Raw genomic sequence first — 10505 nt, forward strand, 5'->3', positions numbered from 1 at the left:
CAGAGCACGAAGAACTGCATGTCGACGGCGGCGCGACGACCGAAATCTATGTGGCACCGCTCGACATGCCGGCGCGCCGCCCCCCGCCGGGGTGCCGTTGCCCCCGGCGACTGTCCGGGCAAGGGGAGGTCTTTAAGGCCGTGGCTAATATCGATGTCGGTCCGGTGCGGCGCGTCTTTGCGCCGTGGCTGGACCCCAAGGCGAAGCCGTTCATCGAGTTTCGCAACGTCACCAAGAAATTCGGCACCTTCACCGCCGTCGACGACCTGTCGCTGACGATCTACGAGCGCGAGTTCTTCGCGCTTCTGGGGCCGTCCGGCTGCGGCAAGACGACGATGATGCGGATGATCGCCGGCTTCGAGGACCCGACCGTCGGCGATGTGCTACTGGAGGGCCAGCCGCTCGCCGGCGTGCCGCCCTACAGGCGCCCGACCAACATGATGTTCCAGTCCTACGCGCTGTTCCCGCACATGACGGTGGAGACCAACATCGCCTTCGGCCTGAAGCAGGACGGCATGCCGAAGGCGGAGATCGCCGACCGCGTCGCGGAGATGCTGAAGCTGGTCAAGCTGGAGCCTTTCGCCAAGCGCAAGCCGCACCAGCTCTCCGGCGGCCAGCGCCAGCGCGTCGCGCTTGCCCGCTCGCTCGCCAAGAAGCCGAAGGTGCTGCTGCTCGACGAGCCGCTCGGCGCGCTCGACCGCAAGCTGCGCGAGGAGACCCAGTTCGAGCTGACGGACCTGCAGCAGGACCTCGGCATGACGTTCGTCATCGTCACCCACGACCAGGAAGAGGCGATGACGATGGCCGACCGCATCGCCGTGATGGACCACGGCAGGATCGTCCAGGTGGCAACGCCCTCGGAGATCTACGAGCAGCCCAACTCCCGCTACGTCGCCGATTTCGTCGGTGATATCAACATCATCGAGGGCAAGGTGGAGCGCTGCGCCGACGGCCACGTCACCCTCAACACTCCGCACGGCACCATCGAGGCCGCCTATGAGGGCGACATCGCCAAGGGCTCGGACGCCTGGTTCGCGATCCGCCCGGAAAAGATGCGCCTGACCCTCGACGAGCCGGCCGAGGCCCACCGCAACTGCATCGCCGGCGAGGTCTGGGACATCGGTTATCTCGGCGACATGTCGATCTACCACGTCCATCTCGGCGACGGTGTGACCCTGAAATCCGCGCAGGCCAACACCACCCGCCTGCTCCAGCGGCCGATCTCCTGGGACGACCGGGTCTGGCTCTCCTTCGATGCCGATGCCGGCATCGTGCTGACCAGATAGGGGCGGGGCGATGAGCGACCAAACCGCCGTCCCCGCCAGCGACGACACGGACACCACCGACGTCCTGCTTGCCAAGCGCGGCCCGGCCCGCTGGTTCGTCGTCGCCATTCCCTATCTCTGGCTGCTGATCTTTTTCCTGGCCCCGTTCCTCATCGTCTTCAAGCTGTCGCTGTCGGAGATCGCGGTCGCCATCCCGCCCTATGTGCCGACCTTCGATCTGACCGACGGCGCCCTGGAGATGTGGGGCAAGATCAAGCAGCTCTCCTTCGAAAACTACATCTGGCTGACCAGCGACGCGCTCTACATCCGCTCCTACGTCTCCAGCCTGATCGTCGCCGTCGTCTCCACCTGCCTCATTCTGCTCGTCGGCTATCCCGTCGCCTATGGCATGACGCGGGCGCCGAAGGCCTGGCGGCCGACGCTGGTGATGCTGGTCATCCTGCCGTTCTGGACCTCGTTCCTGATCCGCGTCTACGCCTGGATCGGCATCCTCAAGAAAGAGGGCCTCCTCAACCAGTTCCTGATGAACGTTGGCGTCATCTCCGACCCGCTGACGATCCTCAACACCAACATCGCGGTCTATATCGGCATGGTCTATTCCTACCTGCCGTTCATGATCCTGCCGCTCTATGCCTCGCTGGAAAAGATGGACGAGTCCCTGCTTGAGGCCGCCGCCGACCTCGGCTCGCCGCCGGGGCGCGCCTTCTGGCAGATCACCTTCCCGCTGTCGATCCCCGGCGTCGTCGCCGGCTCGTTCCTGTGCTTCATCCCGATCGTCGGCGAGTTCGTCATCCCCGATCTCCTCGGCGGCTCCGAGACGTTGATGATCGGCAAGACGCTTTGGGTCGAGTTCTTCTCCAACCGCGACTGGCCGGTGGCGAGCGCGGTCGCCATCATCCTGCTTCTGGTGCTGGTGATCCCGATCGTCCTGTTCCAGAACAGCCTTGCCAAGCAGGGGGAGGCCGACTGATGCGAAAGGGCCTTTCCCCCTTCAATGTCGTGTCCATCACGGTCGGCTTTCTGTTCCTCTACCTGCCGATCCTGCTCCTCGTCATCTACTCCTTCAACGAGTCCCGCCTGGTCACCGTCTGGGCCGGGTTCTCGACCAAATGGTACGGCGCGCTGCTGGAGAACCAGGGCCTGATGGACGCCGCCTGGGTGACCATCAAGGTCGCGCTGATCTCGGCCAGCGCCTCCACGGTGCTCGGCACGCTGGCGGCGCTGACGCTGGTGCGCTACGGCCGCTTTCCCGGCCGCACCCTGTTCTCCGGCATGGTCTATGCGCCGCTGGTCATGCCCGACGTCATCCTCGGCCTGTCGCTGTTGCTGATGTTCGTCGCCATCAACCTCGACCGCGGCTTCTGGACCATCATCATCGCCCACATCACCTTCGGCATGTGCTACGTCGCCGTCGTCGTGCAGTCGCGGCTCCTCAGCTTCGACCGCGACCTGGAGGAGGCGGCGCTGGACCTCGGCTGTCCGCCCTTCAAGGTGTTCTTCCAGATCACCCTGCCGATCATCCTGCCCTCGGTGATCGCCGGCTGGATGCTCGCCTTCACCCTGTCGCTCGACGACCTCGTCATCGCCAGCTTCGCCACCGGTCCCGGAGCGACGACCCTGCCGATGAAGATCTACAGCCAGGTCCGCCTCGGCGTGACGCCGGAGATCAACGCCGTCTGCACCATCCTCATCGCGCTCGTCACCATCGGCGTCATCGCCACCTCGCTGATCACCAAGCGCCAGGAAGTCAGCCGCCAGAGGGCGGCACAGATGGCCGAGCAGTAGGGGCGGCGAGGCACCACAACGCTTGCAGCTTCACCCGGCGGTGACTAGGCTTTTCCCGGTCGTGCAAATGGATCGGTGGCCTCGACTGCCATGGAGGAGAACCGCCCTCCCGCGACCGCTTTGCCGTCATGGCGTGCTGCTGCCACAGCCTTTGCCGTCACCCCGGCCGTAGCGAAGCGGAGAGCCGGGGCCCATTGCCCCTGTCGGTGCGGTATGTCGGGGGTCGGTGCGCGCCGCTTTCTGGATTGCTTCGCTGCGCTCGCAATGACGTTGAAATTCCAAGAGAATTTCCGGTTTCCGTCATTGCGAGGAGGCCGTAAGGCCGACGCGGCAATCCAGCAAACGGTTGCGACGGGCTACAGCGTTTCGAGGGGCAATGGGCGCAGGGTTTGTGTCAAATGTTGTGCACGAGAACTCTGTCCGAGCGTACTCCTACCCCCGCGGCGGCCGGAACAGAAAAATCACCAGCCAGACCGGCACGATGACCATCGAGCCGAGCACGATGTTCGGCACCGCCCAGGTGAGCCCGTCGGTGAGGAGTTGCAGGACCCGCTCCGGCGTCATGCCGACTTCAGCGAGGAGGTCGGCGGCGGAGATGTCGAGCGCCGACAGCGCGGCGCCGACGAACAGCGACGCCAACAGGATCTTCATGACTGTCAGGATCAGCCGCCACATCGGAGCCGTCGTTCCTGCCGCGTTTATCCCCAAGGGTCCGTCAACCAGTTTGGCTCGGTAACCTTTCCGCTTGGTGAATATCCAGCTACCAGACGCAATGGCAGTCCGATTGCGCGCCCTTGTTGAAACGGCCAAATCGCGGTGCTACGCCTTTGCATTAGGGGAATGCGAGCGCCGTCCGGTGCCGCCATCGAGAGCAAATCCGTTCGGGAGGGAAACGCGTGAGCGAGGAAACGCCGCTTTGGACGCCGTCGGCGGACCGCATCAAGAACACCGTCATGGCCCGCTTCATGGCCTTTGCCGCCGACAAGGTCGGGCGACCCTTCGCCGACTATGAGACCCTCCACACCTGGTCCGTTCGCGACCGGGCCGCCTTCTGGGATGCGGTCTGGGATTTCTGCGGCCTGCGGGGCGAGAAGGGCGAACTGGTGCTCGACAACCCGGCCGCCATGCCCGGCGCCACGTTCTTTCCCGAGGCGCGGCTGAACTTTGCCGAGAACCTCCTTCGCCGCAACGATGCCGGCGATGCGATGATCTTTCGCGGCGAGGACAAGGTGGAACGCCGGCTCTCCTGGGCCGACCTCAACGCCCTCGTCTCGCGATTGCAGCAGGCGCTGCTCGCCGCCGGCGTCGAGCCCGGCGACCGCGTCGCGGCCATGCTGCCGAACATGCCCGAGGCCTATGCCGGCATGCTGGCAGCGGCCTCCATCGGCGCCATCTGGTCGTCCTGCTCGCCCGATTTCGGCGAGCGCGGCGTGCTCGACCGCTTCGGCCAGATCGAGCCGAAGGTGTTCATCGCCTGCGATGCCTATTGGTACAACGGCAAGAAGATCGAGGTCGCCGACAAGCTGAAGGCCGTGGTCGAGCAACTGCCGAGCGCGGAGACCGTACTCATCGTCGACTATCTGGGCGCCGCCGAAGAGGTGGCATCGAGCCTGCCGCGCGCCACCGACCTTGCAGCGGCGCTCGCGCCGTTCGAAGCAAAACCCGTCGCCTTCACCCGGCTGCCGATGACCCAGCCGCTCTATATCCTGTTTTCCTCCGGCACGACGGGCGTTCCCAAATGCATCGTCCATTCGGCCGGCGGCACTTTGCTGCAGCACGTCAAGGAGCACCAGCTCCATTGCGACATCCGCCCCGGCGACCGGGTGTTCTATTTCACCACCTGCGGCTGGATGATGTGGAACTGGCTGGCCTCCGCGCTGGCCAGCGAGGCAACGCTGCTGCTCTATGACGGCTCGCCCTTCTATCCGGACGGCAACGTGCTGTTCGACTTCGCCAGGGACGAGAAGATGACCCTCTTCGGCACTTCGGCGAAGTTCATCGACGCGGTGAAGAAGGCGGGCCTCAGGCCCCGCGACACCCACGAGCTACCGGCGCTCCGCGTCATGACCTCGACCGGCTCGCCGCTCGCCCCGGAAAGCTTCGATTTCGTCTACGACGCCATCAAGCCGGACCTGCACCTGGCCTCGATCTCCGGCGGCACGGACATCGTCGCCTGCTTCGTCGGCGGCGTGCCGATCAAGCCCGTCTTCAAGGGCGAGATCCAGGGACCGACGCTCGGTATGGCGACCGACGTCTGGTCCGAGGACGGCACGCCGGTCAAGGGAGAGAAGGGCGAACTGGTCTGCACCGCGCCGTTCCCCTCCATGCCGATCATGTTCTGGAACGATCCGGAGGGGGAAAAATACCACGCCGCCTATTTCGAGCGCTTTCCGGGTGTCTGGTGCCACGGCGACTTCGCCGAATGGACGTCCCATGGCGGCATGATCATCCACGGAAGGTCCGACGCCACCCTCAATCCGGGCGGCGTGCGCATCGGCACGGCGGAAATCTACAACGTCGTCGAACAGATCCCGGAAGTGGTCGAGGCGCTGGCCATCGGCCAGACCTGGGAGGACGATGTCCGGGTGGTCCTGTTCGTCCGTTTGCGCGACGACATGGAACTGACCGAAGAACTGACCAAAACCATCAAGACCAAGATCCGCCAGGGCGCCAGCCCGCGCCACGTGCCGGCCAAGGTCGTGGCGGTGGAGGATATCCCGCGCACCAAGTCCGGCAAGATCACCGAACTCGCCGTGCGCGACGTCGTCCATGGCCGCGAGGTCAAGAACAAGGAGGCGCTGGCCAACCCGTCGGCGCTGGAGTTCTTCGCCGGGCTGGAGGAGTTGGAGAGTTAAGGCTCACGACCAGAAGCCGACGACGGCGGCGATATGGCGAGCGAACTGCTCGACCGTCAGCCAGAAATAGTCGCGCCCAATCAACGGTCTCCTTCCGGAAACCGTCACTCATGAAACTCTCTCAAGGGACCCCACTTATGGCTGGACCTCAGGCGGTTGCCGGAAGAGAATGCTCGGCAATCTCTTCGGTCTCCCGCATTTAACATCATATCCTATTGTGTCGGAAACAGGTGTTGGCTTTCCATATAGAAATATTTCTCTGAATATATTGGTCCTTCCCCAGATTAGCAAAAAGGCACTACCTTCATTTTTTCTTACGGTAATATCATATCTTATCAAATAGGCCGCTTGGTCTGGGTTTTCTCCAAAGAACTGTGTTGTCCTATGGGATGCGTATTCGATATTTCCGTCGACACGGCACTTATCTGAAACGGATGCCTGTAGTTCCTTCCTCCCGTAAGAAATGGCTTCATCAATGGGGGGGAGGGTCGCTTTTTGAGGAAACACGGCCACACCGGTAAGAGCCAGGGCGGCAAAGGAAAAATAGAAAATCTTACGAAAAGATAGGATTTTCATAATATATTCCCGTGTTTGCGAGCACAATAGCTTGGTTGAGGACTCATTCAAAACCAGGCGATGACGATGGACACGAGCGCTTCAGCACCACAGGTCTGGTCTGTTCGCTACAATAGACATTGACATCTATTTTTCTTCTTTCCTTACAACAAAAATAAGGTAGATATATCGAATGACATATAAGATAAAAATAAAGCATGCCGATACAAATATGTAATCAGAGCCATTAGAATAAGTAAGGGTTAAAAACAGAAAGACCAACATCAGATTTATGGTCGGATGCTTTTTCTCAAAATCCGTTTCGAGTCGCATTCCTATAAACCTAATTGCCAGACAAAAAAGATCGAACGCTAGATTACAGCAAACCATTGCGCCGGATGAGAGCGCCGGCGAGCTGAAAGAACCGGCAGCAAGGTACCAGATTTCTGCCTTGGGTTGCGGATGCCCATCAAAGCCGCCCCAGCACCTCGATCTCGCCATCGGACCCGGCCCTGAGCACCACCATCTCGCCGGAGCGCGGATAGATGCCGGTGAGGGCGGTGATGTTGACCTGGTGGGTGACGAGCACCACAGGCGTCTCGCCGCCCGCATTCTCCGCAAGCCACGCTTTCAGCGCTGCCGTCTGCGGATCGCGTCGCTCGCGATTTCCGAAGAACGAATTGAGGGCAGGGAGGTTCTCGGCCGGTCCCAGCTTCAGGTTCCGCGCCGTTTCCAGGCAGCGGCACCAGGCGCTCGACAGAACCCGGGCGCTGTCGATGCCGTTCTTCCGAAATCTGTCGCCGATGGCGCGCGCCTGCTCGCGGCCTTCCTTGGAGAGATTGCGCTGCGTCGAACAGTCGTCGACGTCGAAACCCGCCGGATCGCCGGTCCCGGGCGCCAGCGCATGGCGCATCATGACGACGGCCGAGCCGCTGCTGATCCCGGCCCAAAGCGCCGGGTCGGCACGCGCCGCGCCCGATGCCAGGAGGCCCGTCAAAAGAATTGCCAGGCCTGCCGCGGCGATCGGTCCCCGTTGCCGGGGCGGGAAACCCCATGCTGTTTTGCAAAACGTCACCATGCCGAAGGTACGGTTCCGACCCGGCGGTTGGATTTGTCACGGTTGAACACGCCCGCCCGGCGCCCCATAGTCTCTGGCGGTAACGGGGTAACCGTTCCGTTACCCATCCAGGCTATAATCAAGGCAAATCTTATCGATCTTTCCCGGTCGAACGGAACAGGATAAATCATGCCCGAATCCGGCGGCGTCTTTCAGGGCGTCATCTTCAACGCCTATCCAGACAGTATCGGAAAACGACTGGCAGACAGCATTGAATTGCTGAAAAAGCCGCAGTTGAAAGACGTCTTTTCCTATTTTTATGTGCTGCCGACCTTCTTTCACAGCGACCTCGACCGCGGTTTCTCCATTATCGACTACGATATCGAGGAGGACATGGCCTCGCCGGACGACCTGGCGGATCTGGAAGCGCTCGGCATCGGCCTGAAGTTCGACCTGGTGCTCAATCACCTGTCGGTCGGATCGCCGCAGTTCCACGACATGCTGGAAAAGGGCGACCAGTCCGAGTGCAAGGATTTCTTCATCGACTGGAACGAGTTCTGGGCGCCGGACGGCCCGAGCGAGGAAGAACTCGACAAGCTGTTCATGAGGAAACCGGGCCTGCCGATCCTCCATGTGCGGTTTCCCGACGGCAGCGAGCGGCCCTACTGGAACACCTTCTATCAGGAGATCAATTATCCGGAAATCACGCCGGAGGACGTCGCCGGCGTCGACCATCCCCAGCCCTGGCAGTGCGCGGCCGTGGTTGACATGGTCAACACCGCGATCCGCGAAAAGAAGCCCTTGTCGGAGATCGATTTCGGCGATTTCGAGGAGCTGCGGGAAAAGGTTCTGAACGTCGTTGAGGCCAAGCGCACCTATCTCGGACAGATGGACCTCAACGCCCGCTCCGAGAAGGTCTGGGAGTTTTACGGCGAAACGCTGAAAAAGCTCGCCGGCTACGGCGCCCGGCTGATCCGCCTCGACGCCTTCGCCTATCTCCACAAGGAGCGCGGCGAGCGCAATTTCTTCAACAAGCCCGGCACCTGGGACTATCTGGCGCGCCTGAAGGGCATGGCCGACGACTGCGGCCTGAAGATGCTGCCGGAAATCCACGCCGCCTATGGCGAGGGCCTGCACGAGGAAGTCGCCGGCCAGGGCTTCCTGATCTACGACTTCTTCTTCCCCGGCCTCGTCATCGACGCGCTCGATCGCGGTATTTCCGGGCCGCTGCGCCACTGGATTTCCGACATCCAGGAAAAGAACATCAAGACCGTCAACATGCTCGGCTGCCATGACGGCATTCCGGTGCTGGATCTTCGGGGCGACGGCACGGCCGACGGCGGGCTCCTGACCGACGACGAGATCGAGGCGGTGATGAACCGCATCGTGGAGCGCGGCGGCCGGGTCAAGAACCTGTTCGGCCCCGACGGCAAGAAGATCGCCTATTACCAGGTCAATGCGACCTTCTACAGCGCGCTCGGCGAGAGCGACCGCAAGCTTCTCATCGCCCGCGCCATCCAGATGTTCATGCCGGGCCTGCCGCAGGTCTGGTATCTCGACCTCTTCGCCGGCAAGAACGACTACGCCGCCGCCGACCGCGGCGGCACCGGCGGCCACAAGGAGATCAACCGCACGACGCTCGACCTCGACGACATCGAGGCCGACCTGGAACGCCCGGTGGTGCGCGACCAGTTGAAGCTCATGCGGCTGCGCAACACCTTCCCCGCCTTTGCCGGCCGCCTGGTGGTGGAGCCCTCGGAGGCGCACCATCTGGCGATGATCTGGATCAACGGCCCGGCCTATGCCCGGCTCGACGCCGATTTGAAGACGCACGGCTTCGTTGTTACCTATGACGCGGGCGACGGCCGGGAAAAGACCATCGACCGCCGCTGAGCAACGACACCAGCCGGAGAACTCCGATGAGCGAGCCCAAGATCCTGGCGACCGACCTTGACCGCACGCTGCTGCCGAACGGAAGCTGGGAGCCGGACCCGGACGCCATCCCGCTCTTCAACGAGCTGACGGAAACGAACGGCGTCCTCGTCGTCTACGTCACCGGCCGCAATCTCGACCTGACGGAAAAGGCGATCGCGGAATTCGGCGTGCGCTATCCGGACTTTTTGTGCGGCGACGTCGGCACCTCGATCCGGAAGCGCGAGGGCGGGATCTGGGTCGACGATCCGGGCTGGGACGCCCATGTCCGCCGTACCAGCCCGCACTGGAACGCGGCGGCCGTGCGCGACGCGGTCTCCGGCATTGCCGGCATCCGCGAGCAGGAGGCCGAGCATTGCGGCCCCTTCAAGCAGAGCTACTACGCCGACCATGACGACCGGGACCGCATCCTCGCCGAGGTCGACGCGCGGGTGAAGGGCAGGTTCGACGAGGTCATCGTCTACAGCTTCGATTCCGCCAACGGCAACGGCCTCATCGACTTCCTGCCGCAAAGCGCCACCAAACAAACCGCCCTGGAATACGTCGCTGCCGCCCATGGCGCGCCGAAGGACGAGGTCGTCTTTTGCGGCGACAGCGGCAACGACATCTTCCCCCTGACGGCCGGCTTTTCCGGCGTGCTCGTCCGCAACGCCGACGACCAGCTCGTCGAACAGGTCAAGGCCGCGATGGCCGAAAACCCGGCCCTGAAAGCCTACTTCGCCAAGGGCGGCGTCATGGGCCTTTCCGGCTACTACACCTCAGGCGTCATCGAGGGCGCGGTGCATTACGGCCTGTTCGAGGTGTAGGGCAGGGGCCTTTTCCGGCGCTATCTCACGCAAAATCGTCATTGCGAGCGAGCGACGCGAGCGCGGCAATCCAGCCGACGTTGGCAACGATCTCCCATGGTTCTTGAGTTCTCTTCGGCCGGCCCAACCCTCTCCCGTCACCCCGGACCAAGTGTATGTCCCGGGGAGATGGCTTACAGCGTTCGGGGAGATGGTTGACACTTTTGGCATGGATAGGCGGAGGAGGCCG

At 62.6% G+C, this 10505-nt stretch carries 9 protein-coding genes; 6 read left to right on the top strand and 3 right to left on the bottom strand.

Translation table 11 applies throughout. The features are described from left to right. Positions 1–65: 65 nt before the first annotated feature. The 3 genes from CH339_RS22995 to CH339_RS23005 are packed head-to-tail and all read left to right on the top strand — an operon-like array spanning position 66 to position 3071. A complete protein-coding gene (locus CH339_RS22995; RefSeq protein ID WP_111436758.1) occupies positions 66–1286 on the top strand; it encodes an ABC transporter ATP-binding protein in 1221 nt (406 codons plus the stop codon). A gap of 10 nt (positions 1287–1296) precedes the next feature. Further along, positions 1297–2256: an ABC transporter permease subunit gene (locus tag CH339_RS23000; protein ID WP_111436751.1), complete on the top strand. Its 960-nt coding sequence runs from the start codon at positions 1297–1299 to the stop codon at positions 2254–2256. Next, positions 2256–3071, top strand: a complete 816-nt coding sequence (locus tag CH339_RS23005) for an ABC transporter permease (protein ID WP_111436752.1) — start codon at positions 2256–2258, stop codon at positions 3069–3071. The genes CH339_RS23000 and CH339_RS23005 overlap by 1 nt, the downstream gene beginning before the upstream one ends. Positions 3072–3503: 432 nt before the next feature. Here CH339_RS23005 and CH339_RS23010 read toward each other — a convergent pair whose 3' ends face one another. Then, entirely contained in the window at positions 3504–3746 is a 243-nt protein-coding gene (locus CH339_RS23010; protein WP_111436753.1) for a DUF6460 domain-containing protein, read from the bottom strand. Positions 3747–3967: 221 nt separating this feature from the next. Here CH339_RS23010 and CH339_RS23015 point away from each other — a divergent pair, with 221 nt between their 5' ends. Further along, positions 3968–5926: an acetoacetate--CoA ligase gene (locus CH339_RS23015; protein ID WP_111436754.1), complete on the top strand. Its 1959-nt coding sequence runs from the start codon at positions 3968–3970 to the stop codon at positions 5924–5926. Positions 5927–6061: 135 nt separating this feature from the next. Here CH339_RS23015 and CH339_RS24475 read toward each other — a convergent pair whose 3' ends face one another. Continuing rightward, complete coding sequence (locus tag CH339_RS24475; RefSeq protein WP_146610285.1) at positions 6062–6502, bottom strand: hypothetical protein; 441 nt, start codon at positions 6500–6502, stop codon at positions 6062–6064. A gap of 448 nt (positions 6503–6950) precedes the next feature. Beyond that, a complete protein-coding gene (locus CH339_RS23020) occupies positions 6951–7478 on the bottom strand; it encodes a histidine phosphatase family protein (protein ID WP_244668948.1) in 528 nt (175 codons plus the stop codon). A 249-nt stretch (positions 7479–7727) separates the two neighbouring features. On the opposite strand from CH339_RS23020, the gene CH339_RS23025 reads away from it, so the two are divergent. Together CH339_RS23025 and CH339_RS23030 are read left to right on the top strand one after the other, a co-directional pair. Continuing rightward, entirely contained in the window at positions 7728–9431 is a 1704-nt protein-coding gene (locus CH339_RS23025; protein WP_111436756.1) for an alpha-amylase family protein, read from the top strand. Positions 9432–9457: 26 nt separating this feature from the next. Beyond that, positions 9458–10276 (top strand): HAD-IIB family hydrolase, encoded by an 819-nt coding sequence (locus CH339_RS23030; RefSeq protein ID WP_111436757.1) that lies wholly within the window; start codon positions 9458–9460, stop codon positions 10274–10276. Positions 10277–10505: the final 229 nt, after the last annotated feature.

This window comes from Rhodobium orientis, assembly GCF_003258835.1.
Taxonomy (GTDB): domain Bacteria; phylum Pseudomonadota; class Alphaproteobacteria; order Rhizobiales; family Rhodobiaceae; genus Rhodobium; species Rhodobium orientis.

Excerpts from the sequence above, each read along its gene's own strand:
- CH339_RS22995 (WP_111436758.1), top strand. The coding sequence starts at position 66 with ATGCCGGCGCGCCGCCCCCCGCCGGGGTGCCGTTGCCCCCGGCGACTG.
- CH339_RS23000 (WP_111436751.1), top strand. The coding sequence starts at position 1,297 with ATGAGCGACCAAACCGCCGTCCCCGCCAGCGACGACACGGACACCACC.
- CH339_RS23005 (WP_111436752.1), top strand. The coding sequence starts at position 2,256 with ATGCGAAAGGGCCTTTCCCCCTTCAATGTCGTGTCCATCACGGTCGGC.
- CH339_RS23010 (WP_111436753.1), bottom strand. The coding sequence starts at position 3,746 with ATGTGGCGGCTGATCCTGACAGTCATGAAGATCCTGTTGGCGTCGCTG.
- CH339_RS24475 (WP_146610285.1), bottom strand. The coding sequence starts at position 6,502 with ATGAAAATCCTATCTTTTCGTAAGATTTTCTATTTTTCCTTTGCCGCC.
- CH339_RS23025 (WP_111436756.1), top strand. The coding sequence starts at position 7,728 with ATGCCCGAATCCGGCGGCGTCTTTCAGGGCGTCATCTTCAACGCCTAT.
- CH339_RS23030 (WP_111436757.1), top strand. The coding sequence starts at position 9,458 with ATGAGCGAGCCCAAGATCCTGGCGACCGACCTTGACCGCACGCTGCTG.